This window comes from Agrobacterium larrymoorei (assembly GCF_005145045.1).
GTDB lineage: Bacteria > Pseudomonadota > Alphaproteobacteria > Rhizobiales > Rhizobiaceae > Agrobacterium > Agrobacterium larrymoorei.
The window spans coordinates 54,499-78,924 of sequence record NZ_CP039693.1 but is presented as its reverse complement, the minus strand read 5'-3'; the positions used below and the strand labels follow the sequence as shown (position 1 = coordinate 78,924).

The window sequence follows — 24,426 nt, the reverse complement described above, 5'->3', positions numbered from 1 at the left end:
CGTCCCATGTTACCTCATGATAGTTCGCTAAAAAATGAAAGCTGCAGAGACTGCGGTCTCCACTGATGATGAGCCGAAACGAATTCAAGGTAATTTACAAAAGCATGGGGCGGCATTCTTATCGCTGCTCGATGTCTGCGGTGCAATGTGCGGAAACGCCGAAGGTGTTAAGTGACCTCAACTCTCGAAAAACTGTCACGGGAAGATTTGGAAGCCGAAGTTCTGGCATTGCGCGCGCAAGGCCAGTCTAGCGCGCGGAAAGCGCGTCGGGATGCGATCTTTCAAAGCACCATCGATTACGCGATCATAGCGACGGATCTCAACGGCGTGATCACCGATTGGAATAAAGCTGCGCACTCCATCATGGGGTGGACCGCGCAGGAGATGGTTGGAGGCACCGCCGAAGCCATCTTCACGTCGGAAGATCGGGCTGTCGGCCGTATGGAAACGGAAATGGCCCTGGCGCTGAAGGATGGCCGGGCCAATGACGAGCGCTGGCATCTTCGTAAGGACGGCACACGCTTCTTCGCATTGGGCGAAATGTTCGTCCTGAAGGACGAGGACGACAGCGCGCAAGGCTTCGTAAAGGTGCTGCGAGACAGAACAGAGCAGCGTCGCACTTACGATCAGCTTCAGCAGAACGAGGAGTGGCTCCGCACGATCGTCGACGCGGTCGAGACGGCCTTTGCGATCGTTGAGGTGAAGTTCGACGAGAACGATCATCCGATCGATTATCGTTTTCTCCAGGCCAATCCTGCATTCGAGCAACAGGCAGGCGTCAACCTGCGCGGAAAGTGGGTGACGGAATTCGCACCGGATTTGGAGAAGTTCTGGTTCGAGACGTACGGACACGTTGCCAGGACGGGGGAACCTGCGAATTTCGAAAGCTACGCCAAAGCCTTTTCGAGATGGTTCGATGTCCGAGCGTTGCGGGTCGGCGATCCTGCCGCTCGCCAGATTGCTATCTTCTTCAATGATGTGACGGCTCGACGTGAAGACGAAGCACGCCGGAATTCCATCCAGCAGTTGAGCGATAGAATTCGCGACCTTTCTGATCCTACAGAGATTGCACGCGCAGCGCAGGAAATCCTGGGCGTGGCATTGGATGCGAACGTCGTTGCTTATGGGAATGTGAGTGCGGAAGCTGACGTCGTTGTCGAGAGCTACTGGGCTAGCAAAGAGTTGTCACTGCCTTCTGGGCCGATTTCTATAAGCGACTACGGCCTCTACGATCAGGACTTGAAGCGCGGCGAGCCTGTTGTCATCTGCGATGTCGCGCGCAATCAGCGAACAGAAGGATTTGCGGAAGCCCTCCAAGGTAGAGGCATTAGATCCTTTGTCAGCGTTCCCCTCATCGAACAATCGAAGCTCGTAGCGCTGCTCTATGTCGGCCAATCGGAGCCTCGAAACTGGAGCGACGGTGAAATCGAATTTATCCGGGACGTGGCAGAACGCGTCAGAGCCGAGGCTGAGCGGTCTAGGCGAGAGCTCGAGTTGCGGGAATCCGAAACAAGGGTGAAAGAATACGCGGACCGCGTGAAGCTCGCGCTTGCGGCTGGAGCAATTATAGGCACCTGGGTTTGGGACATCCCGAATGACCGGTTCACCGTTGACGAGGCCTTCGCAACCGCATTTGGCCTAGATCCCTCACTGGGGAGAACCGGCATTCCACTGGCTCAGATCGTCGATACAGTTCACCCAGATGACCAAGCCGGACTGGCGGCTGCCATCCAAGAGGCCATTGCGAGAGGTGGCGCCTACGCCCATCAATATCGAACGCGCAGAGCGGACGGCAAATACTACTGGCTCGAGGCCAATGGCAGAGTGGATCTTGGGCCTGACGGAAAGGCCGCGAACTTCCCAGGCGTTCTACTTGACGTGGACGCGAGACGAGCGGTGGAAGCAGAGCGAGACCGCGTAACGGGCATGCTTCGTAGCCTCAATGACAATCTCGAGCAGCGGGTGCTTGAACGCACGTCTGAACTGATGAGGGCCGAGGAAGCACTTCGACAATCGCAGAAAATGGAAGCCGTAGGGCAGCTTACAGGTGGCTTGGCGCACGACTTCAACAATCTTCTTGCCGGCATCTCTGGGAGCCTCGAACTCATCGAGACCCGCATCCAACAGGGCAGACTGATGGAGGTGGAGAAGTACGTGGTCGCGGCGCAGGGCGCCACCAAACGTGCCGCCGCGCTCACCCACAGATTGCTGGCGTTCTCGCGGCGTCAGACACTGGAACCCAAGCCCACCGACGTCGTCGCGTTGATAGACGGCATGGAAGAACTGGTGCGACGGACGGTTGGTCCTCAAATACACATTGAGACACATGCTGGGGCCGATCTCTGGGCGACCCTGGTCGATCCGAACCAGCTCGAAAACGCTGTCCTGAATCTTTGCATCAACGCACGCGACGCCATGCCCGACGGCGGTAGAATCATCATCGAGGCCAACAACAGGAAGCTTGACGAAGATGCTGTCTCGCTCGATCTCGATCCAGGCGACTACGTTTCGGTGTCCGTCTCGGATAGCGGCGTCGGGATACCGGCCGATGTCATCGAGCGTGTGTTCGAACCGTTCTTCACGACGAAGCCGATAGGGGTTGGAACTGGACTTGGTCTGTCCATGATCTTCGGGTTCGCCAAGCAGTCGGGTGGTCAGGTCCGCGTTCAGTCCGAAGTAGGCAAAGGAACGACGGTCACGCTATTCTTGCCACGTCACGACGGCGTCAAGGCAGCAGACGAAACTGTCGAGAGCGGCATTCTGTCCGACCATAAATCCGACAAACAGATGACTGTTCTCGTAGTCGACGACGAGCCGCTTGTTCGAATGCTTATAGTGGATGTTCTCGAAGAGCTTGGCTACCGGCCGATCGAAGCCGACGATGGCCCGGCCGGAATGGAACTTATCCGTTCTACAGAACAGATCGACCTTTTGATCACTGACGTGGGATTACCCGGTGGGATGAACGGCAGGCAGGTCGCGGATGCGGCACGCGAACTGAGGCCGGGCCTCAAGGTGCTGTTCGTTACGGGTTACGCCGAAAACGCCGTTATCAATCATGGACACCTTGATCCGGGAATGGAAATCATAACGAAACCATTCGATCTGACCGTTCTGGCGAAGCGTATCGGCGACATGCTGAATTCCGCGGCGCCGGCACCAGGGAGTTGACGAGGTCCGCGTTGATCGCTGAAAGGCGAAAAGCGCACAGAACCGCAAGCTTTGAATAGGCCGGTGAGAAATTCTTGCGCATGCTGGTGAAACTTTTTCGGCGCCCGCGAGTTGGGCGAGTTGGTTCTTCTGGCAAGAACTGGAAGACTATCGTCATAAGCTGAGTGCCGCCGCTCCGGAGAACAATTCCTCTTGCACAGTTTGACCGCCACCGATCTCGTCGCAATCGTGCAAGGGATGCCGCAGCCTTATCTCATCCTCGATGCCGATCTGGTCATCGTGGGTGCCAGCAATTCCTATCTGGCGCTTACGGACCGCACGTTGGACGATATTGTGGGCCGTTCCATTCTTGAGGCTTTTCCGGAAAATCCCGAGGCCGCTGGCACTGTCGAGCAGGGACCTTTGGAAGTGTCTCTTCGCCACGTGCTGGCAACCGGAAAGCCGCATGAGATGGCGGTCATTCAGTACGATATCCCGCAGCCCGGTGGTGGGTTCGTGCAGAAATTCTGGACCCCTATTCATACGCCCGTCGCAGGTGCCGGTGGCAAGCCGGCATTCATCATCCAGAACCCGATGGACGTAACCGAAAGCGTGCTGAAGGCGCGCGAGGCCGATGCGCGTTTGCGCATTGCCCTTCACGCGGCCGACCTTGCGTCTTGGGAATATGAGCCTGAGACGGACCTCTGGCGTCGCAGTGGCGCCGTCGACGTGATGTTCGGCTTCGAGCCGGGAGAAGGCGGACCGGTTGCGGCACCATTCTTTGCAAAGATGCATCCAGAGGATCTGGGGCGAGTTCGTGAGACCGTTGCCTCCGCCATCGCATCCCCCGACCATACCGTGATCAACTTCGACTATCGCATTGTCGATTCCGGCACTGTACGGCACGTTTCCTCGCGCGGCGAAGTTCTCAGAACATCGACGGGCAAAGTGAGGATGATTGGCGTGTTGATGGACGTGACCCCCGACCGCGAGCGCGAGGCTGCCCTTTCATCAGCTCTCGATGAGAAGAGCGAACTGGTCGCCCAGAAGGATCTTCTGCTGGCCGAGGTGAACCACCGCGTCAAGAACAGCCTGCAACTGGTCGTCAGCACCTTGCGGCTTCAGGCACGCCGCCTGGAAGATCCTGCTCTTGCCCAGGCTTTCGATCGGGCGATCTCTCGCGTTCGGGCGATCATATCGGTGCATGAGGGTCTTTACCGGGACCAGAATTCGCTCGCCGTCAACATGGCAGAACATCTGGACAAGCTGTGTCGCGACATCACCGTTGCCGGCGGAGCGGAGATCGACCTTGCTATCGACGACATCTCTCTAACCACCGAGCGCGCGATTCCTGTCTCGGTGATAGTCAGTGAGCTGATCCACGATCTGCGGAACCACCGCACCGGTGGCGGCCGTGTTCAAGTGGCGTTGAAACGGCGTTCGCCGAGCGAGTGCGTCTTGAGCGTGCATGGCGATGAGGTCGCCTCATCATCCAGCGAGCTTTCGCAACGGCTGATCGCCAGCATGGCGAGCCAGATCGATGGCACGATCTTACACCCCGAGGACCAGGGGTTCTGGGCGGTCACATTCCCGGCGGAGGCACGTTGATGCCGCTGCGCGTGATGATCGTCGAGGATGAGATGCTTCTGGCGTTGGACCTGGAGGACATGCTGATCGACGCCGGCCACACGGTCGTCGGGCAGGCATCGGACATGCTACAGGCAATTGCTCTTGCCGAGAAAGTCGATGGAGCCGTCGACGTTGCCATCATGGATGTCAATCTTGCGCGTGGAACGAACGGTGTGGAGACGGCCGCGGTGCTTCGCAACCGCTTCGACGTGCCATCTCTCTTTGTCAGCGCCAACCTCGATGAGCGGACCCGCGCGCTCGCGCAGGCGTCCAAGCCGATTGGATTCGTGGGCAAGCCTTACTCGGAACGCGAAGTTCTGTGTTTTTTGGTGACGCTTCGCCGTTGACGTGGGTGTCCCAGACAATGTCTTTAACGGCCGAAAAATGCGATGATATCGCGACTTTTAATTCGGCTTGACCCCGATTACATCAGGGCCGAAGTTTCCAAGAGGGACGACGCGACCAGTCAACGCATGGGCTGACCATATGGGCAGGCAAGCACTGGCGCGCTCATATGATGACTTAAAAGCAATCTGTTTTTGCGTCCATGTGACCCGTTTTTGTTGTTTGTAGTGGGTATAAAGTCGTCTCAGTATTAGGGAGTGCGAATATTTCGTTGTAGAATCTGAACTTGGAAGGTAATCGAAACTGGCGATACAGACGCGATCTCCGCACGCATGTACGCACTAACGGTCGTTGGCTTCGCGCTGTGGACAACTTTCGGCATCCTGAGAACCGAGTGGCCGATCATTCTCACAAATTCGATCTGCTTCTGTCTCTCAGGTTATATCCTCATCAAGAAAATCCGCGCCATATGCAACGCTAATCTCGCTTCGAGTGCAAGATCACAGGCACCAAATGAGTTTGCGGGGAAATGTAAATCGAAGAACTCCCTTTCCGGATAGGAACGGCTGAACCAACGGTTTACGGCAACTCGGCATCGCTGATTGCTACCTAGATCAGCGTTGCCACAGTGAGAATGACTTTGGAGTCTCGGGCAAACAAGGCGTCGACAAGGACATGGCAATAGAAAAGCTGGATCCGATCCGTGCCCGATTGGTCGATGCGGGTGGACGGGATTGGGCGGCGGCGGGCTTGCCGCCCGCTGGGCGTTGTTGCTCTCCAGATCATCCCGGATCATAAGTATGGAAATTCCAGCCTTTGGAACGCGTTGACGCATTCTAAAGCCCTCACCTTCTGACTTCAAACGCCTTTCAAGCCCGTGATGAGGCTCCCATCCAAGCTCCACAAACGGTCGGCTTCGGAACGATGGCTGCGCCCGATCGTTCTTGTTTCGGGTAAGCAAGAATGAGGACTATTGATGGGAGAGCACCAAGCCGGCCTCGTCTTGAAGGAAACGGCCATGGAAGTCGAGGCAATCGTATTCGAGCCAAGTGATTGGGTACCCAACAATCAGCGGCTTCCCGTTTTGTATTACCAGGTTCAGCTCGACGATGGCGATGACTTTGAAACGCTGTTTGCCCTGAACGCCTGGGCTGGGATCTGGACAGACGGCGTCTTCGATTACCAGCACTATCACGCCGGCGCCCATGAAGTGCTGGGCGTCAAAAGTGGAACTGCAACCTTGCTAATCGGCGGCCCGGACGGCCGAATGGTAGACGTTTCGTCAGGAGACTGCCTCCTCCTGCCGGCTGGCACAGGTCACCAGAACCTCGGAAGCTCAGAAGATTTCCAGATCGTTGGAGCTTATCCCGCGGACGAGCACGCCGATATCCAGCGATCAGCCGCCACAGAGGAAATGCTGCAGAAGATTGCGTCGCTTCCTTTACCCGAGACCGATCCGGTCCACGGCCCTTCAGGCGGGCTGCTCGAAAAATGGGGCTGACCAAGCTTTTATCGCTGAAGCATCGACATTACGACCTACGCATGCCGCAGCGTCTCTCAGGCGATGCGTGCGCCGTGCGAACTGCGCAATGTTCAGAACGTAGAGCATCACCGATGCTTTTTTGTGATAGGCCAGTTGATTATTCCTCCGGCAAACAGTGCACCCCATACCAGTAAAGGCTAGAGCGGTAGGCGGATGCAATGGTACATCCACGACCAGACCGTCGGATCGGCGGTCCTCATGCTGTCGATGGCATGTTTCACGTTCGCGGGAAAGACACAAACGGCGTATGTTGCCAACGCAAAACCTGCGAGTTTGCGGAGCCGAAAATGCCATAGGCCGAGCGCGCCAGCAATCTCGCACAGTCCTGTCAGGGCGATGACGAGCGATGCATGAGGAACCCACTGTGGCGTGATCGTCAGGAATGGTCTCGGATAGGCAAGATGCATAACGCCCGCGATGGCGTAAAAGATGAAGAAACCGGCTCGCACGCGGTTTCGCCATGCCTCCAGGCTCACCCGTGAGCTTTCCGGCCCCGATGCTGTCATGAAATTAACGATCGACGCAAGAACGCACGTGCGCGATCGGCTCCGCTCGAAGAGATCGTGTGGCCGACGCCGGGCTCCACGTCAAGTTCGACCTCGAACCCGGCAGCCTGGAACTGCGAAGCCGCCATCATCGAATCTGCGGCCGGGATAATCGTGTCCGCTTGTCCGTGAACAAGAAGAACCTGAGTGGTCTTGCTGAGCGGCGAAACCTGTTGAGGGGCCAAGAGGCCTGCGAATGAAACAAGTGCACCGATCTGCCACCTGCCTGAGGCAATTGCGTCCAGCGCAACGATCGCGCCTTGCGAGACGCCGACGAATGCAACCCGATGATGTGCCTCGTTAAAGCCTTCACGGTGAACGACGTCGGTCATGAGATCGTCGAACGTCTTGCGTGCTGCTCGGATGCGAGCAGGATCAAGGGGGTCGCCTTCGATCAAAAACCACTGGTGTCCCCTCCAGTGATGGAGTGGCGCGTCCGGCGCTGCAAAACGCGCGTTCGGGAAGCTTGACCTCCATGCGTTGGAGAGAGGCATAAGCTGCGCGCCCGATGCGCCTATGCCGTGAAGGAAAACTATGAGGCGATCACGAGAGTGCATTGAGGTCCTATCGGTAAAAAGGAGGCCGACGGCGCTCGACCATAGAGGGAGCAGCCGTCTCACCCCGCGAATACCGTCACGCAGACGTCGGCGGATGCCGCTGTACAGGTTTACGATTGTTTGGGGTGGCGCTCAGGATGTGGCGTTGCGGTGTCAGCGATACAAGCCCTGGAATAGACCCCGTACGCTAGCAGACGGCAAGCTTCGACCTATTGTGTGGGTGCTCCGTGTCACCCATCTATGAGAAAACCTCATGGATGATTGTCATGGCAAGCCGGCTCAGGAACAAACTGACCGTGCAAGAATGCACGGCGATTTTTGAACATACCAACAAGTTTGCGGCCGATGCGGCTGAAGAGGAGCGCCGTTTGCGCGCGGAAAAGACAAAGCGCCTTCGCCGGCTCAGGCCGGAGGGTGACCGGGATGTTTCGCAATAGGGCGAAACCCGCGAGGCATTCAGGCATTCATCTAAAATTTTCAAGGGGATCAAGAAATGGATCAGTTTATGAAACCGGTAATCAATGCTGCAGGAAGCCGCCGGGCCGCGGCTCGCTAAGGGTTACAGTCTCGAAGACCTTGCGATGGCGACTGGGTTGACCGTTCAGGAGATTGCAGCGGCTGAAGAAGGCGATGCCGTCCTGCCGCCCGAGCATCACGTACATCGCATCGAGCATGCGCTCAGCTAGTTTCATGCCCAGCGTTCTGGAGGAAACGATGTCAGACGACATAACCAGCGAAAACATCGAGCACAATCTGTGCGAGATCCGCGACCTTCTTTACCAGGCAGTTGAAGATAATATGGCCAAGAAGGGCGTTGACGCTCGGGAGCCGACCAAGGAAGCGCTACGAGCGCCTGTCGTCTTTGCTGGATGGCTTCGGTAGCGATCTGAAGCGCCCTTGGATGATCGGTAACGGGGCGGTCGCGCGATAGGGACGAGCAGCGCCTCACTCCGCTGTGGGCGGTTGAAGATAGTCGGAGTTGCGCTTGCCCGCCTTGGCGGCGATCGAGGTCGAAACGGACCGATATTCTGGCGGCCTGCTGCAGTCGACGTTCGATAGGCTATCTGTTGCACGTTGTGGTCGCGCCATTGCTGTGGCCGCTGATCCCGTCGATAGAGCGCTTTTTTCGCCTTTAGCGGAATCGAACAGCCGTTCACCTAGTGCTTTGCCTAGCCGAAATTTATTTCTCCAGTGACAGCGAGTAGCGGGTATGCCGACGTTCACCCGTACGCGTCAGTGCACCGATCTCCACGAGCTGCTGAAGGTCGCGTGTTGCTGTAGCGCGGGATGTGCCTGTGATCGAAATGTAGTTTTCGGCACTTAGCCCCCCCTTGAAGCCTGCCGTGCCTTCCTTGAAGATGCGCGCGACTACCTTTTCCTGCCGCTCGTTCAACTGGCCTCGAAAACGATCATAGAACTTTGCTTTCTGAATGAAAAAATCTATGCGCTCAAGCGTCGCCCGTTGAGCATCCAGGATAGTTTCTGCAAAGAAAATGATCCAGCCGGTGATATCGAGCGTGCGTTGGTGCCGTTCAAGTTCGGAGTAGTAGGCCTTCCGGCTCTTCTCGATCGTAAAGGCGAGTGAAATGAGGCTTGGCTGCCCTATGTTCTGAGCCAGGGATTTCTCAGCGAGCGCGCGCCCGAGCCGGCCATTGCCATCCTCAAATGGATGTATGCTTTCAAAATAAAGATGGCCTACTGCTGCGCGCGTCAAAGCTTGAAGCGACGTTTGACCATCTGGCCCGGATTGATTGAACCATGCAATGAAAGTCTCCATCTCATCGGTAACCTGGCGAGACGGGGGGGCCTCGAAGTGGATTGTGGTCTTGTCCAATCGACCTGACACGATCTGCATGGCGTCTTCATGCGTGCGGTAAGCACCAACCGTTTCAATATATCGATTTCCGGCCATCAGCATTGAATGCCACTGGAACAGTCCCTCGTGACGCAGCGGCCTATGCCAGCTTCGATAGACATCCGCCATCATCTCGGCGATCCCCCGCTCTTGGGGACGGATCTGCCTGTCATCAGTGCTTAGCCCGAACTGCCGGCGGAGCGATGACTGAACACTCACGCGGTCCAGATATTCCCCTTCAATCTCTGAGGTCTTAACCGCTTCATCGCTCAGCAGCTCAATGCGAAGTTGGTTGCTATCGTCCTCGTCGAAATGCCGGACAGCACCGATAACCTCGCCGGCGGACTGCAAGAATTTCTGCTCCAACGGTAACAAGCTTGGGGTGTCGTACCTGAAGTTTGGCCAATCAGTGTTTTGCCAGTTCCATTTCATGAGTTATAGCCGCCTTTTCTATAACTCATAATTATTGCGACACATGAGCTATTGCAAGTCCGTCTATCGCTCAGTGCCACAAGCTGCGGCTCTCCATTCAAGACGCAGCGATCAACAGATAACCTCTTGCCCTAAACATATTTTGTTAACGGGCACCTCATATTCCCGCTCGCCCTTGGTACTGATGCCGAGAGAAACGGAATGAGCATGACCAAACACGGCATTTCATCACGTCATTGTCAGCGAAAAATTTCGGAGTTCTGCGAGCTTCGTATCGCTCCGATCGCATCCTGGCAAGCGTTGGAGAATATACGGCCTTATCTGGCCAGTTTGATTGTCGACCGAAAATCACCACCACTTTTGAATGGCTATATCGACTGGACGATGATCGGTCAGGCCTGTGGGTCGAAGCCGAGTTGACGGCAGAGCCGAAAAAGCAGCTCTGACCAGCGCTGCATGCGATCATCCGATGGCTCGGCGCACCATCTCGCAGTCATCATCATCTTCTGGAACACCATGAAACTCGGCGAAGTCGTCGCCAACCAGAAATGGGCCGGAAAGCCGTTATCAACCGATCTACTGGCACGTGTCTCGCCGCTCGGTTGGGAACACATCAATCTCACCGGAGAATATCGTTGGCCGAAACCTTAGCGTAAAATCCCGCCCCCTCCCGCAAACGACCCCAAGGACGGCACCATAAGTGCATACCAGGATGGTCAGGAAGCGCTGCTCGTTACCTGTCGTGACTTGGTTGTGAACGAGGCGCATTGCGGAAGGGTCTTCACCATACGATCTGCGCCAGAGACGTGCGACATACACAATACTAAGCCGCCCATTACGAGAGTGGGCGGCCTTATCGTCACTATGGTTGATCTTGAGTCTTTGGCTCAAAACTCTTCCCAATCCTGCTTCACCGCCGCATTGCCATTGAAGGCGGAGGCGATTTTCCGGCCAATTGCGCGGGCTGGTGACGGGGCCGGGCGTTCGGCCTGTGTTGCTGTGCGAACCGGGGCGTCGTAGGAACCGGCAAGCTTGAACTGGCCGAGCAACTGGTTGAGCGAGGCCGCTTCACGAGCCAGACCGTGGCTGGCGGCGGTAGATTCTTCCACCATTGCCGCGTTCTTCTGCGTGTCCTGGTCCATCTGGTTCACAGCCGTGTTGATCTGCTGGAGGCCCGAAGACTGCTCCTGCGCCGATTCCACGATCGCCATCACATGCCGGTTGATTTCCTGCACTTCCGCGACGATGGTTTCCAGCGCCTTGCCGGTTTCACCGACGAGTTCCACGCCTTCCTGAACCTGCGCGTTGGAGGTGGTGATCAACGCCTTGATGTCCTTGGCCGCAGAGGCGGAGCGCTGAGCAAGTTCACGCACTTCCTGCGCAACCACGGCAAAGCCCTTACCCGCCTCACCCGCACGCGCCGCTTCCACGCCTGCATTCAGCGCCAGCAGATTGGTCTGGAAGGCGATCTCGTCGATGACGCTGATGATGTTGGAGATTTCAGACGAAGACTTCTCGATCTGCTCCATGGCGATAACGGCCTTGCGCACCACATTGCCGGACTGTTCGGCACCGGTCCGGGCGCGGGCGACCAGCTGACCGGCTTCCTGCGCACGCTTGGTCGAGTCCTTCACCGTGGTGGTGATCTCTTCCAGAGCCGCTGCGGTTTCTTCGACCGATGCGGCCTGCTGCTCGGTGCGCTTGGCCAGATCGTCTGCCGCTGAGCGGATTTCATTGGCACCGGCGTCGATGCCGCGGGCGTTGTTGGCGACACGCGAAAGCGCTGACTGGAGCTTCTCGGCAGAGGCATTGAAGTTGCCGCGCACGACATCGAGATGCTGGGCAAACGGCTGGCTGATGCGGTAGGACACATCGCCATCCGACAGGCGGGAAAGCGCATCGGCAAGATTATCGACGGCGAACTGCGTATCAGCCGCTTCCCGAGCCTTCTGCTCCTCACGCGCCATGCGTTCTTTCTCCGACAGGCTGCGATTGGCATCGGCTTCCTGTTCGAGACGGATACGCTCGATAGCGTTGTCGCGGAAAATCACGACATTGCGTGCCATTTGCCCAATTTCGTCACTACGCTCTGCGCCGGCGATCTCAAGATCAAGCTTGCCGGATGTGAGCGCCGACATGGTGCCGGTCATGGCGTTAAGTGGTTTGATGACACCGCGCTGCACGATCAAAGTCGAGATGACTGTGGTGACTGCTGCAATGATACCAAGCACGATCATCGTATTAGAAGTCAGCGACTGGACCTCATCGCCCGTTCTCATCACGTCCAACGCCGCGGTAAGCTGGATGGCGATGAGCTTTGAAATCGAGTCACTCAATGGATCGACAATGCTATAAAGCGGACCATCGGCAAAGGTGTTGATGGCCGCGTTGTCTCCGCTGGACAGAAGTGGGCCAATCGCGTTGATCTTCGCATCCGCGGTTTTACGAATTGCCTCGAATTCCGCGACAAGCCTCTTTTCGTCGTCAGTCAGATAGGTCGCCGTATAAGCGTTCCAGGATTTGTCGATATCCGCCATGGCTTCGCTAATATTGCGGCTGCCCTCCGCGCCGGTCATTGTGCCAGCACTGACCTTGTGCACAGTATCAACAATCTTGACGGCGTAATCATCAGAAATAGACTTCAATTGACCCATCGGTACAACGCGGTCAGCCACAATGCTGTGGGTCCTATTGCCCTGCTCCTCGAGAGAGTAGAGACTGAATGCGAAGGTTGCTGCGAGTATTGAAACTAGCACTAAGATACATGAAAGTATTTTTACGCGAATAGACATAGCTATCCTTTTACTGGCACTCGGCATCGTGCCTTCCAAGACTGGTTAATCTGTGACAGAGAGCATTTCGGATATTACTATTCATCTATAATTATTAATTAGCAATGAACTAGGTATGACGGCGCCTTAAAAATAGGCAATATGCAGCCCATTAATGCTAATCTTGCCGCAATCTTGGTCAAAAGCCAATCCAAAGATGTGCATTCGATAGCCTTGTGCGATGTACTTGCACTCGGAGGATGCGCTTTATCTCGCCTTATCGCCTTGAGTAGATGAAAATAAGCCGCATGGCGTAACGTCAATATTTGGATTTCTGGTTTTTATTGCCAATCATTTTTCGAAGATTGCTGCTTTGATACCGATGTCGCGATCAAAGTAAGCATTCGCCGAGGACCGCAGTGTCAGGTTTTTTTGCGCGATCTGCGCTTCCATTTCGCAGCCAGAGCCTCGACGTTTTTGCCGAGATTTCTTGCATCGGCCTGGCTGGGGTCGTAGTCTGAACTTCCCCACCATTCGAGCAGTTCTTGATGTCGCTCATGGTTGACGTCGGCAATAGCCTCACGGAACTCTTCATAGCCCCAAGGGCCGCCAACATCCTCTGGCGGGCACCTTCCGACAGCCTCGAGAAGGAAAGGATCATCAAAGCCGGGGGTAGCCGGAAAGGTCTTTTCGATTTTCACTGTGTGCGTCCAGCCGTCACCGAAGTCATAGAGATACTTGAATGACTTCGCGCCGATATCTTCGATGGCGGCAAGAAGCGTTTCCTTGCGAGCATCAATGGGGTCATCAAAGCCGCCATCAGGCACGCCGAATCCGATGTCACGGATCCTGAACTCATAGAGATGACTGTTGGTCCAGCCGAAAGCCTGCTGGAGAACATCATGAAGCCGGTCGAGCCGAATGCGGAACGGCACGACAACGCGCCGCATCACCAAGGGATCAACGTCATCGAGCGTGATCTTCAAGCGAACGAGAGGACCTGCCATCAGGCCGCCTGCTGCAGAGATTTTGTTGCGGGGTTCCGCCAATTCCAGGGAAGAAGTTCATCGATCAGGCTGGCAGGATGATCGGCGATGCGGGCGAGAACATCTGCAAGCCAGGTCTGTGGATCAGTGCGGTTCATTTTCGCGGTGACGATCAGGCTGTACATGGCTGCCGCCCTTTGCCCTCCGCGGTCGGAACCGGCAAATAGCCAGGCTTTTCGTCCAAGGGCCACACCACGCAGAGATCGCTCCGCGCAATTGTTCGACAGGCAAATCCGGCCGTCGTCGAGGAAGCGGGTGAAGGATTCCCAGCGGTTCAGCATATAGTCAAATGCCTTTGCCAGGTCGTTGTCACGCGGCAACCTGGCGCGGTGGTCGCGTATCCATATTTCCATCTCGTCGATCAACGGCTTTGATAATTGCTGGCGGATCGCTTTTCTCTCATCGGCAGTGCGGCCATTGATCTGGCGTTCGATCTCGAACAGCGCGTCGATCCGCTGCACCATGTTCAAGGCGATTGGTGAGATAACGGCGGCACTTTTACCCTGCCCTTTTCGGCGCGCATTGGCCTCCAGATCGGCTTGCGCAAAGAATGGCCGCCTGGCATGCGCCCAACACGCCGCTTCATAAATCGGGCCCGGACTTCGATCAGGAAGATAGAGCTGGCCATAGCCGGTATAGGCGTCCGCCTGAAGGATACCGCTATAATTGGCCAGATGTGCCTGTGGATGTTCGCCGGCCCGGTCCCGGGAATAATAGAACATCACCGACGGTGGAGCCGTTCCGCCGAACGGAGCATCGTCCCTGACATAGCTCCATATCCGGCCGGTTGCGGTCTTGCCGAGAGCTAGAACCGGCACGGTCGTGTCATCACCGTGGATCCGTTCAGACGCGAACGTATGGCTTTCAATCCGTCGCACCAGCGGGTCAAGGACCTGGCAGCACGCACCAATCGCGTCTGCTGCAGTCGACAGGCTGATCGGCACACCCTCCAAGGCAAAACGTTCGACCTGGCGATTGAGGGGAATATGCTGGCCGAACTTGTCGCAGAGCATCATCGCCAAAAGGCTTGGCCCCGCCCATCCTCTCGGGATGACATGGAAGGGTGCAGGTGCCTGGCTGATCTTCTCGCAGTCACGGCAGGTGAACTTTTCCCGCACCGTCTGAATGACCTTCCAGCTCCGCGGTACGCTCTCCATCGTTTCGGTGATGTCTTCGCCGAGCTTGCGAAGCCGTTCACCGCCACAGCAACTGCAGGCAACCGGCCCTGGCACCACAACACGCTCACGCGGCAGATGTTCCGGGAATGGCTTCTTGACCGGCCGCTTGCGCGTAAAGCCGGTGACCGCAATCGCAGATGCTGCAGCAACGGCCATTTCGGCGGCAAGCTCATCTTCGGTCGCCGTCGCTTCGGCGTCCTCCAGCATCAGCTCCATCTGCGCAATCAGCCGCGCCGTCCGTTCCGACTTCTGACCGCGAAGCTCCCGTTGCAGCTTTTCGATATAGACTTTCTGGCGAAGAATGATGGCCTGATCGTCGGCCTCCTTGGCCTTGGCAACAGCCAATTCGGCCAAAGCAGCAGCACGCTCCGCCCGCGCTGTCGCCAATTCTGCTTCAAGAGCAGCAGCATGATCGCGGTGATTTTCGAAGCCCGGTTCCATGCTCGAAGTGAATCACAAAACCCCTGATTTGCACAGCTTTTCTTGATGGCAATGGCGGCAAATCCTCGCCAAAATTCGCTATCCAGCGCTCGTCGGACGCCATGTCTGCTGCGGGTTTCGCCAGTCAATTCCCTCAAGCAAGTAGGACATCTGGCCAGCCGTCAGCGCAATTGCTCCGCCCTCAGTCACCGGCCAAATAAAACGGCCACGCTCGAGCCGCTTTGCGTACAGCGAAAGCCCAATTCCGTCATGCCAAAGAGCCTTGATCAGCCGGCCGCTTTTACCGCGGAAAACAAAAACGTCCCCCTTGAACGGATCACGACCAAGACCTTCCTGCACGATCAGAGCAAGACCCTGCATTCCCTTGCGCATATCGCAATGGCCGCTCGCAATCCAAACCCGCACGCTCGAACTGATCGGGATCATTTGAGCGCTCGCATCACTGCAGCGGCAAGATCACAAGGCACGCCGGAGGCAATCCTCACCTTGATACAGTTCGCAAAGTCCACAACTATGGTTGCCGCACCACCATCGCCACCGCTAGAAACATCCAGAACTGTTGCCGGCACAAAAGCAGGCCCATCTTTCACAGTCAGCGCTTGGCGCCGCCACGTGTAGAGCAGCCCCGTCGAAACATCAAAACGACGCGCTACCTCCGAGACATTTGCCCCAGGAGCAAATGCTGCCTCCAGAATTTCCAGCCGTCGGTCCGGTGACCAACGACGACGCCGTTCTTGACCCGTCAGCAAAATGGCCTGTGCCATAGTTCCTCATTGCGCTCTTAAGTCCACTCTCAAGAGCGCAAAATCACGTTATCGCCAAAAACTCGCAAGGCGGTCCACGCCGGAGGGATACCGATCAAAACGTGTGAGCTGTTTTGATGGTCTTGCGAGGCAGACATCTTTCGTTACGATCGGTCAATCGGAGAGCCTGATGGATCACGGCAAAGAATTCGCTAACGTTGTCTAAACGCTGCAAGTCGCTGGTGCGGTTCGTTTCCGATGCGCGCCTTGTAACCTAGTCGGTAGACTTGGTGGAGACGAGTTTATGATTGGTCTCAGAAGCGACGGTTCGGAACTCGATCTTATCTCGTCGATAGCAAACGCAGAGTTGTGTAATCTTCAAGCGCCACTGAACGTTCGGGTGGAAATATGCGTCGGAGCATCCATGGAATTGCGATCGATTCCGGTGAGCAAGCTGAACTTGAAGATCTACTACGTCTCGCCGACCTTGCTCTCTAAACGGTTAAAAGGAGCGGGAAAGGGGGTGGCGCCTTGCCGACCTGCCCCAGAGCAAGAGAAGTCGAACCTTACAGGCATGTCGAAATATCGAGTCGTACCATTGCTCTTGAACCGAATCGAACCACCGACCCTCTTGTTGCCCCCGTCGACAATAAATAAGCGAAATCGGACAGGTCGATCGTGCCGAGGAAAACTTGACGCATTGCTGGACGGTTTGCTGTTCAGCTAATTAAAGCAAGCCTGCTGCGGGCCTTGGCTCAATGAAAATAAAGCCGGTTTGCGATCCGGCTTTATCTCAATTCAAGGACGCAAATTACATCTTTGGCAGAAGCACCTTGTCGATGACGTGAATGACGCCGTTCGACTGCTTCACGTCGGCGATCGTGACATGCGCGACATTGCCGTTTTCATCGGTCAGCGTAATCTTGCCCATGCTTTCCTTGGCCTTCAAAACGCAGCCACCGACGGTCTTGACGTCATGAGTGCCCTTGTCGTCCTTGATCATCTTCTCGATCGCCGTTGACATGGCATTGGCTGCGACGACGTGGCAGGTCAGGACCTTGGTCAACTGTGCCTTGTTCTCAGGCTTCAGGAGTGTGTCGACGGTTCCCTTGGGAAGAGCTGCGAACGCTTCATTCGTCGGGGCGAACACGGTAAATGGCCCCTTTCCTTGCAGCGTCTCGACCAGGCCGGCTGCCTTGACGGCGGCCACAAGCGTCGTGTGGTCCTTCGAGTTCATCGCGTTTTCCACGATGTTCTTGTCTTCGTACATCGCGGCGCCGCCGACCTTTGGATTGGCTGCGTACGCGCTGCCAGCAGCGATCGCGATTGCGGTGGCGCAGGCTGCGAAACGGATTGCGAGCTTGAACATGGTGATTCCTCCTGGCCGATCACCCAGATGCAAGGCTGCATCTCCTAAGGGTCGGCTTCCCTCTTCCGGGACAAGAAGGTTACGGAACGGCTTGAGAAGAAGTTTCAGAGCCGTCAAATTATTTTACACGATCATCTCGCTTGCTGTGGCCACCTCACCACGCGGCCAGCAAACAAAGGCAACCATATCAGGACGGGCTGGAGGGGTAGGCGCAAAAGGTGGTAGATCCACTCCCACACCGACGGGTCACCAGAAAGCGCATCGATCGCGTGTTTGATATTCGCCGGAAAAACACAGACCGCATAAAGCGCCAGACCAATGCCTGCGGCCCGCTGAAGTCGTGCGGTTACGATCCCCACCGCACCAGCGACTTCGCAGAGACCTGTCAGCAAAATCACCAAATGCGGCGACGGAACCCAATCCGGCGTGATTTTCAGAAATGGCGTCGGCCACAGAAGGTGCATCGTGCCGACGAAGCCATACAGGCAGGCGAGCCCTGTCGCGCATTTGCGCCGGCAAGCTTCCGTCCTCAGATAGGCAGCCACGGAGTATCCCATCTCCCCTCCAAATAGGTGCCTTGTGCCATCGCGCAGCCCATCGCACCGGAAAGCGAAAGCTCAGAGGCTTCTTGCCGTGCCGCTCGCCACGATCGCTCCGGTCGGCTTGCCTGTGGGCGAGCCGCCGAACGGTTCCAGCGATACTGCAAGCGTTGCGCCCCCGCTCAGACGATCACGCATGTCCGATGGAATGACCAGTTCTCCGCCCGTATCTGCCGGCAATATGCCGAGCGAGAAGGGATCCCCTTGCCCAGGGACAAGCCAGAGCTCCAGCGATTTCTCCTGCGCGCGCCCTGCCGCGACAGGTACGATGCGCATTCGCCCGCTTTCAGCATCGTAGGACGCCAGCATGTTGACGGAATTACTGGGTGCCGAGAGTTCCGCAACCAGCTTACCATCCCGAGAAGGTGGCGACGCGATACCCGACGCGTAGATCAGGGCGGCAGCAGCGGCTACGGAGGTGCCGAGTGAAAGCCAACGCCAGAAAGCCATTGAATTCCAAAGGCTGACGTTCACCTTATTCGTCTGCGGTGCTGCGAAGAGACGCTGTTCAAGCTGTTCCAGCACGGCGGCGCGAGGCGTTACTTCGTCGTAGTCCTGATTGAAGGACTCCATGTCGGCCTGCCAGCGCGCAACGATTTGCGAAAACGCCTCATCGCCGGCCATGCGGCGCTCGACCATCCTTCTTCCTTCGATGGACAGAACACCCAAGACATATTCGCCTGCCAGGATTTCATCTTTAGAGTGCTCGCTTGAGCCAGGATCACGCGTCATCGCTGGATGCACTCCTTAAGCTTGAGGAGACTACGGCGCAGCCAGGTGCGCACCGTATTCAGCGGGACCCGCAGGTCGTCTGCAAGTTCGGTGTAGCTCAGGCCCTCGACATAGGCGCGACGAACTGCGCTGGCATGTGCCGGATCGAGCTCTGCCATGCATCTGTCGATCCTGCGGCCCTCATCGACGATGCCCATGCGCTGCTCTGGGTTCGGGGTTGTGTCATCCGCAAGATCATATGCTGCGTCGAGATCATCGGAAACTGGTTTGCGGGCGCGGATCGTATCGATCGCGTGGTTGCGCGCGATTGTCGCAAGCCACGCAAACGGACCGCTATGTCCGGTCGCGAAGGTTTTCGCACGTTGCCAGATCTTGATGTATATTTCTTGCAGCGCCTCTTCAGCATCGCTGCGATTTTTAAGGATGCGCAAACATACGCCCATCAATTTTGGGCTAGTCGCCTGGTAAAGTGCGACAAAGGCGGCGCGGTCTCCCATCGCGACACGATTGATCAAAACTTCGATGTCGTTGCTTTGCATTGAAGAAAACCTTGCCACTCCAACCATATAGGAGGTGGCTTCTGGAAAAAACAAGGAGCGACGGGCGGTAGACCCGACAAAGACGCTACTTCTGTCAGTCCATGATCGGCGATTGGCCCGAATATTGTTCATCGCGACGCATCAAAGGTTTTCAACTGGCGTCGAATGAGCCAGAAACCGGATCCTGCCGTAACTGTCGATAGAAGAGTTCTCCCGATCAGCCCCCGGGCGTCAGCACCGTCGAATGGCTTCTGAGTGTTGCCCGATCGATCCAATGGCAAGGAGCGAAAGCGGCTCTCCATGATGCTTAACCGGCAGAAGCTGATCGCGACGAACACTATGAGCGTGGCAGGATGGGCAATGGGACAGGTCCTCATGTGGTCAACTCCGACATTGCCATGGCCTCCAGCCGATACTGGTCTATTCGATTCCGAAGCAGAGCAATCCCGCGAGTTCAGCAGCGCGCTTTGATCCTGAGCGCCTTGCGCGACCTTTCGCTCCCACGTTCAGGCCTTGCTTTCCGACGAGTTACGAACGCGGCGAACCATTAGTTTCAGCAATCCTCCTGCCTTCCTCAATTTTCCCCTTGGTTTCTGTAAATTCTTCCACGGCCCACGCCGGACTCGCCGATAGACGGTATTTCGCATGGCCGAAGCGAGGCGATATACGGCCGCTTATGGTCGGGTCAGGCGGTCGCTTCTGAGCGCTTCGCCGACGGCGGTTCGGCGAGGACCAGTCACGTCAGCCTTAATCACTCTCTGGACGGCAATACTTGCCAACCTTGCTTGAGTATCGAGCCAAGCGCTCCGCCTGTTGGCATGTTTCGACCGCCGGCCTTTATCGTCCGACGGTCTCTGTCTACCTGAGGCGGTCACCTCCGCTCACATCGGCGGAACGACACCATTCGTGCCGACAACCACACGACCGCTCGACATCGAACCGTCGTCTGCCTTTTCGGAGGGCACGAAAACGGTTGCGCCAGGCTTGATGTCGGTTTCCGCAGCATTGGCAAAAGTGACAACCGGCGTGCCATCCGGAATGGTGATCTTCTTCTCCTTACCCTTGTAGCTAACGGTCACCGCATGACCGTCAACAGACTTTACGGCGTCGGCAACAGTCGCATTGGTCATCGAGCTGTTTGGCTTCAGGTCCCAGGCGTAGCTCCCCTCGCCTGTGCCTTTCATCGCTGAAGGAAAGATCAGCACTTCCAAAGCGCCATCGCCCCCGCTCGCTGTTGGCAGTGATGCAATACCGACGAAGTCACCTGGCTTGATATCATCAACCGATGCCTTGGCGACGCCGGAGAGCTTCCAGCCGTCCTTCAGCATGATCTTTGCGCTGCTGCCTTCACGCGTTTTGACGGACAACATGTTGCCCTGAAGGCTTTCGACGGTGCCACGGACACGAACCTGATCGGCGGCCTTGGCGCCACCGCCGAGCGTCAACGCGACCAGCGCGCCGGCGAAAATGGTAAAACCTGTTTTCGAGATTGAGAACATTGTGCTTCCTTTGTGTTTCAAACCCTGTCTGCTGAAGGACCGGCGGAGGCGGGCTGAAAAATCCGCTGGCTATGGAAATCTGAATTCGACCTATATTCCGGCGTACCACTCGTAGCCGCGATCCTCCCAGAAGCCGCCATTTCCGCCGTAGAGATTGGAGAAATCCGCGACGGCCTCGATGCGCATCAGATATTTAGCCTGCTTGTAACCAAGCTGCCGCTCGACCCTCAGCCGTAGCGGCGCGCCATGCGCGACTTCGAGATCTCGCCCGTTCATGGAATGGGCGAGAATGGTTTGAGGATGAAAAGCATCAACGAGATCGATGCTCTCGTAATACCAGCCGCTGCCATCCAGGGTCTTTTCGTACTCGTCGGCACAGTAAAAGACGATATAACGCGCTTCCGGCTTGAGGCTGACCTTGTCCAGAACGGCAGCGAGCGGCACACCTGTCCACTGACCGATCGCGCTCCAGCCTTCGACGCAGTCGTGGCGTGTGATCTGGCTGCGTGCCGGCATTGCCTTCAGGGTTGCAAGGGAGAATTTGATTGGGCGCTCGACGAGGCCACCGACCTCCAACTGCCACTGCAAAAATTGCGTCGACAACAATTGATGATATTGCGCGCCGTCGGGCATGCTTGTGCCGTTGGCGCGAAAACCTGGCGAGATGTCCGCGAGCGTATACTCGCGCGCCAAGGTGTTGTCGCCGATCAGCAAGCGCTGCGCACGCTTCGTCAGGCCCTCGGCGAGTTTCAGGGTTGTCTGAACCTTATCGTTCTGAACGAGCGCGTCGCAGCCACTCAGGCCGAGTGCGGATGCAGTGAGCGTTGATCCGATCAGGAAACGGCGACGGGTAATGAGACGGCTCATGGCTTGAACTCCCCTTCCTGCTCTTCGATGATGACATAACGTCCGGTGATCATCGAGCGCATATTATTCAATACGCCGGAGACCAGAACCATCACGATGTGAATGACGACAAAGGCGATCAGCCCGCTGGCTGTGATGAAATGCAGTGTCCGGGCCGACTGTCGACCGCCAAACAGATCCAGAAGCCAAGGCGCGAAGGCATTGAAACCCGGTGACATTGTCAGCCCGGTTGCAATCATCAAGGGAAGCAGAAAAAAGATAACCAGAAGATAGGTGAGCTTCTGCAGAGCATTGTAGTGACGCGCTTTTTCGCCTTTCGGAAAGCGCAGACAAGCATGATCAGCCACCTCTCGAACGAGGTGCGATGCCGCTAGTTCACCGCGCCTAGGCAAAAGGTCCCGATGGAAATGACGGGCAATGAAACCATAGGCAATGTAAATCAGTCCGTTGATGACGAAGAGCCAGGCAAAGAAAAAGTGCCAGCGCCGACCGGTGGCGAGATCCTGATAGCTCGGCAGCGTCAGCCAGGCGGGAAAGCCGCGGGCCGTGAGCTCCCCATCGACATTGGACACGCCAAGGAAGCCGGTGGTCTCAAAAGAGACGTCGCCGATGCGGGTCATGCCCTTTACCCAGTCGCCGTCCTGCACCGCGTCCATGGCAATGAAAGCCGGGTCGTCATCGGCGCCATATTGACCCCAATAGAGAGCCGGATGCGCGTTGAAGATTTGCAGTCCGCTAAACAGCAGCACGGTCATGCACAGAACGGTTAACCAGTGCGATAGGCGTACGGTCAGACTGTGTCGCTTGATAAGAATTCGTTTTCCAGTGACGGGTTGTGCGGTCGCATCCATAATTTCCCTCGAGCGCCAGCGTTATCGTCGATACGAAACCGCCCCCGCAAAAGTTACGTTTCGCGGGGGCGGACAGGATCATTTCATCGCGTCGCATTTCTTCATCATGTTGGACTTTTTCATCGAGTCCTTTTCCATGCCGGCCTTGTGCATACAGTCGGTCTTGTTGCCAGCCATCTTCATGCTATCGGTCTTCATGTTGTCCTTCTTCATCGTATCCATCTTCATGGTATCGGTCTTTTTCATTGCGTCGGAGGACTGAGCCTCGGCGGTGCCTGCCGCAAAGGAAAGACCAAGAATGACGGCGCCGATGGCGACAGTGAAGGAACGAATAGTCATGATGCGTCTCCCGTTTGATGTGCTCGCCGCGTGTTTGCGCCGAAGGTTCACACCAGGCTCATTCGCGGAAGGCGGGAATTGGTAACAGTCATCACGCCGTTGTGATCATGAACTCGGTGGGGCTGAACTTTTCTCGATTTTACCACCAATGCTGTGTAACCGTTTCGCCATAGGGCCGTATGAAGCTGGAAGACATGATAGCGATGAGCGAATTCGAGCTAAAGGCGTTGATGCTTCTGTCCCTTGACGGGGACGAGAATGCCTATCGCTGCCTGCTCGGTATTTTGCGGCATCTGCTGGAGACCTATTTCAAGCGACGGCTGGCGTCGAACGCGCAGGACACGGACGATCTGGTCCAGGATACGCTTCTGGCGCTGCATCAGCGCCGGATCACCTACGATCGCGAGAGACCGTTCACGGCCTGGTTCTTTACCATCGCACGTCACAAGCTGGTCGATCACCACCGGCGACGAGGCGGGCGATCGGTTGTCAGCCTGGAATTGGTGGAGGGCATTGCGGACGGCTACTCCGAAGACGCGATCCTCGCGAGCATGGATGTGGAGCGATTGCTCTCTGGCATTCCGGCGTGGCAAAGCGAATTGATCCGGCGCGTCAGGTTGGAGGGTCGTTCGGTCGCCGAGGCGGCAGTTGCCAGTGGCAAGACGGAGGCAATGGTCAAGGTCAGCGTTCATCGCGGCATCAAAGCGCTGGCTGCGAGATTGAGAGGCGAACGTGGCGAAAACGGATGATCTGATCGACGGCCTGGCGAGAGAACTGCAGCCTGTACGGCCGCATGCTCTTCTCCGCTTACTAACAAAGGCGCTGCTGCCTGGTGTCTTGCTGTCTGGTGCATTTATCCTGTTCCTGCACGGTTTGCGTCCAGACATAATCTCGGCAATGTCTCTTCCCGCCTTCTGGGTGAAATCATTCTACCCGCTGGCGCTGGCGATCAATGGTATCTACGCGGTGTTGATTGTCGCGCGCCCCGGTGGGCTGCCGAAATCGGCAGGCTTGGCCTCAATCGGCATCTATATGCTACTGGCAATGCTGGGACTCTGGCAGTTGCATGCATCGCCAGCTATGGACTATCCAAAGTTGATTTTCGGCGTCTCCTACTGGTTCTGCCCACTGATCATTGTCGCATCCGCCGCTCCCGTCTTCGCCGCCAATATCTGGTTCTTGCGACGTTGCGCACCGACGCGATATCGGCTCGCCGGATTTACCGCTGGCATGATGGCAGGGGCCGTAGGGGGGTGGACCTATTCCTGGGCATGTATCGAAAACGGCCTTCCATTCGTGGCGCTGTGGTACTCGCTCGGTATTGTTATATGCGGCCTGATCGGCATGGCGCTCGGCACGCGCCTCTTGCGCTGGTAGCGCGATCGTTGAGATGGCC

26 protein-coding genes and 1 pseudogene are annotated in these 24,426 nt (G+C 56.7%); 11 read left to right on the top strand and 16 right to left on the bottom strand.

Features of this window, described 5'->3' with window-relative positions:
- Positions 1-171 precede the first annotated feature (171 nt).
- The 4 genes from CFBP5473_RS21480 to CFBP5473_RS21460 all read left to right on the top strand — a co-directional run bounded on the left by CFBP5473_RS21480 (position 172) and on the right by CFBP5473_RS21460 (position 6,625).
- Positions 172-3,171, top strand: coding sequence for a PAS domain S-box protein (locus tag CFBP5473_RS21480; RefSeq protein WP_084631847.1), 3,000 nt, complete (start codon positions 172-174; stop codon positions 3,169-3,171).
- A gap of 192 nt (positions 3,172-3,363) precedes the next feature.
- Complete coding sequence (locus CFBP5473_RS21475; protein ID WP_136954421.1) at positions 3,364-4,758, top strand: sensor histidine kinase; 1,395 nt, start codon at positions 3,364-3,366, stop codon at positions 4,756-4,758.
- A complete protein-coding gene (locus CFBP5473_RS21470) occupies positions 4,758-5,126 on the top strand; it encodes a response regulator (RefSeq protein ID WP_037171832.1) in 369 nt (122 codons plus the stop codon). The genes CFBP5473_RS21475 and CFBP5473_RS21470 overlap by 1 nt, the downstream gene beginning before the upstream one ends.
- 1,016 nt (positions 5,127-6,142) lie before the next feature.
- Positions 6,143-6,625 (top strand): cupin domain-containing protein, encoded by a 483-nt coding sequence (locus tag CFBP5473_RS21460; protein ID WP_136954420.1) that lies wholly within the window; start codon positions 6,143-6,145, stop codon positions 6,623-6,625.
- Positions 6,626-6,804: 179 nt separating this feature from the next.
- On the opposite strand, the gene CFBP5473_RS21455 is transcribed toward CFBP5473_RS21460, so the two are convergent.
- On the bottom strand, positions 6,805-7,143 hold the full coding sequence (locus CFBP5473_RS21455; protein WP_084631866.1) for a DoxX family protein: 339 nt from the start codon (positions 7,141-7,143) through the stop codon (positions 6,805-6,807).
- Between the two features lie 26 nt (positions 7,144-7,169).
- Positions 7,170-7,706, bottom strand: a complete 537-nt coding sequence (locus CFBP5473_RS21450) for an alpha/beta hydrolase (RefSeq protein WP_234881912.1) — start codon at positions 7,704-7,706, stop codon at positions 7,170-7,172.
- Positions 7,707-8,035: 329 nt separating this feature from the next.
- On the opposite strand from CFBP5473_RS21450, the gene CFBP5473_RS25130 reads away from it, so the two are divergent.
- The 3 genes from CFBP5473_RS25130 (at position 8,036) to CFBP5473_RS25125 (ending at position 8,651) form a co-directional block, all read left to right on the top strand.
- Entirely contained in the window at positions 8,036-8,206 is a 171-nt protein-coding gene (locus tag CFBP5473_RS25130) for a hypothetical protein (RefSeq protein WP_169696910.1), read from the top strand.
- Between the two features lie 84 nt (positions 8,207-8,290).
- On the top strand, positions 8,291-8,455 hold the full coding sequence (locus CFBP5473_RS21445; RefSeq protein WP_106389483.1) for a helix-turn-helix domain-containing protein: 165 nt from the start codon (positions 8,291-8,293) through the stop codon (positions 8,453-8,455).
- A 28-nt stretch (positions 8,456-8,483) separates the two neighbouring features.
- Complete coding sequence (locus CFBP5473_RS25125) at positions 8,484-8,651, top strand: hypothetical protein (RefSeq protein ID WP_157835827.1); 168 nt, start codon at positions 8,484-8,486, stop codon at positions 8,649-8,651.
- A gap of 298 nt (positions 8,652-8,949) precedes the next feature.
- Here the strand turns inward: CFBP5473_RS25125 and CFBP5473_RS21440 are convergent, their stop codons facing one another.
- Positions 8,950-10,056 (bottom strand): Fic family protein, encoded by a 1,107-nt coding sequence (locus CFBP5473_RS21440; protein WP_027677287.1) that lies wholly within the window; start codon positions 10,054-10,056, stop codon positions 8,950-8,952.
- 201 nt (positions 10,057-10,257) lie between these two features.
- Between CFBP5473_RS21440 and CFBP5473_RS21435 the strand changes: the two genes are divergently transcribed.
- Both CFBP5473_RS21435 and CFBP5473_RS21430 read left to right on the top strand, forming a co-directional pair.
- Entirely contained in the window at positions 10,258-10,476 is a 219-nt protein-coding gene (locus CFBP5473_RS21435; protein WP_413228991.1) for a hypothetical protein, read from the top strand.
- 66 nt (positions 10,477-10,542) lie between these two features.
- Positions 10,543-10,707: pseudogene (locus CFBP5473_RS21430) on the top strand (Tn3 family transposase); the annotation flags it as partial.
- Positions 10,708-10,943: 236 nt separating this feature from the next.
- Here CFBP5473_RS21430 and CFBP5473_RS21425 read toward each other — a convergent pair.
- The 13 genes from CFBP5473_RS21425 to CFBP5473_RS21365 form a co-directional block, all read right to left on the bottom strand.
- Positions 10,944-12,848, bottom strand: coding sequence for a HAMP domain-containing methyl-accepting chemotaxis protein (locus CFBP5473_RS21425; RefSeq protein ID WP_027677289.1), 1,905 nt, complete (start codon positions 12,846-12,848; stop codon positions 10,944-10,946).
- A gap of 401 nt (positions 12,849-13,249) precedes the next feature.
- Complete coding sequence (locus CFBP5473_RS21420) at positions 13,250-13,834, bottom strand: plasmid pRiA4b ORF-3 family protein (RefSeq protein WP_136954362.1); 585 nt, start codon at positions 13,832-13,834, stop codon at positions 13,250-13,252.
- On the bottom strand, positions 13,834-15,492 hold the full coding sequence (gene tnpC / locus CFBP5473_RS21415; RefSeq protein WP_136954363.1) for an IS66 family transposase: 1,659 nt from the start codon (positions 15,490-15,492) through the stop codon (positions 13,834-13,836). Before tnpC ends, CFBP5473_RS21420 begins: the two co-directional genes overlap by 1 nt.
- 78 nt (positions 15,493-15,570) lie before the next feature.
- Positions 15,571-15,918, bottom strand: coding sequence for an IS66 family insertion sequence element accessory protein TnpB (gene tnpB / locus CFBP5473_RS21410; RefSeq protein ID WP_012478004.1), 348 nt, complete (start codon positions 15,916-15,918; stop codon positions 15,571-15,573).
- Positions 15,915-16,256 carry an IS66-like element accessory protein TnpA gene (tnpA, locus tag CFBP5473_RS21405; RefSeq protein WP_136954364.1) on the bottom strand — a complete coding sequence of 114 codons (342 nt, stop codon included), beginning with the start codon at positions 16,254-16,256 and terminating at the stop codon, positions 15,915-15,917. Before tnpA ends, tnpB begins: the two co-directional genes overlap by 4 nt.
- Before the next feature lie 790 nt (positions 16,257-17,046).
- Positions 17,047-17,604, bottom strand: a complete 558-nt coding sequence (locus CFBP5473_RS21400) for a fasciclin domain-containing protein (protein WP_027676880.1) — start codon at positions 17,602-17,604, stop codon at positions 17,047-17,049.
- Between the two features lie 131 nt (positions 17,605-17,735).
- On the bottom strand, positions 17,736-18,149 hold the full coding sequence (locus CFBP5473_RS21395; protein WP_234881910.1) for a DoxX family protein: 414 nt from the start codon (positions 18,147-18,149) through the stop codon (positions 17,736-17,738).
- A 72-nt stretch (positions 18,150-18,221) separates the two neighbouring features.
- Complete coding sequence (locus CFBP5473_RS21390; RefSeq protein WP_027676878.1) at positions 18,222-18,935, bottom strand: anti-sigma factor; 714 nt, start codon at positions 18,933-18,935, stop codon at positions 18,222-18,224.
- The gene (locus CFBP5473_RS21385) at positions 18,932-19,474 is read right to left on the bottom strand and encodes a sigma-70 family RNA polymerase sigma factor (protein ID WP_027676877.1); all 543 of its coding nucleotides are present in this window, start codon (positions 19,472-19,474) and stop codon (positions 18,932-18,934) included. Before CFBP5473_RS21385 ends, CFBP5473_RS21390 begins: the two co-directional genes overlap by 4 nt.
- A gap of 881 nt (positions 19,475-20,355) precedes the next feature.
- Positions 20,356-20,973 carry a hypothetical protein gene (locus CFBP5473_RS21380; RefSeq protein WP_027676876.1) on the bottom strand — a complete coding sequence of 206 codons (618 nt, stop codon included), beginning with the start codon at positions 20,971-20,973 and terminating at the stop codon, positions 20,356-20,358.
- Between the two features lie 90 nt (positions 20,974-21,063).
- Positions 21,064-21,840, bottom strand: coding sequence for a molybdopterin-binding protein (locus CFBP5473_RS21375; RefSeq protein ID WP_027676875.1), 777 nt, complete (start codon positions 21,838-21,840; stop codon positions 21,064-21,066).
- Entirely contained in the window at positions 21,837-22,691 is an 855-nt protein-coding gene (locus CFBP5473_RS21370; protein WP_027676874.1) for a cytochrome b/b6 domain-containing protein, read from the bottom strand. Before CFBP5473_RS21370 ends, CFBP5473_RS21375 begins: the two co-directional genes overlap by 4 nt.
- A gap of 78 nt (positions 22,692-22,769) precedes the next feature.
- Positions 22,770-23,030, bottom strand: a complete 261-nt coding sequence (locus tag CFBP5473_RS21365) for a pentapeptide MXKDX repeat protein (protein WP_027676873.1) — start codon at positions 23,028-23,030, stop codon at positions 22,770-22,772.
- A 194-nt stretch (positions 23,031-23,224) separates the two neighbouring features.
- Between CFBP5473_RS21365 and CFBP5473_RS21360 the strand changes: the two genes are divergently transcribed.
- Positions 23,225-23,779, top strand: a complete 555-nt coding sequence (locus CFBP5473_RS21360) for a sigma-70 family RNA polymerase sigma factor (RefSeq protein WP_027676872.1) — start codon at positions 23,225-23,227, stop codon at positions 23,777-23,779.
- Positions 23,763-24,407 carry a DUF1109 domain-containing protein gene (locus CFBP5473_RS21355; protein ID WP_027676871.1) on the top strand — a complete coding sequence of 215 codons (645 nt, stop codon included), beginning with the start codon at positions 23,763-23,765 and terminating at the stop codon, positions 24,405-24,407. The genes CFBP5473_RS21360 and CFBP5473_RS21355 overlap by 17 nt, the downstream gene beginning before the upstream one ends.
- Positions 24,408-24,426: the final 19 nt, after the last annotated feature.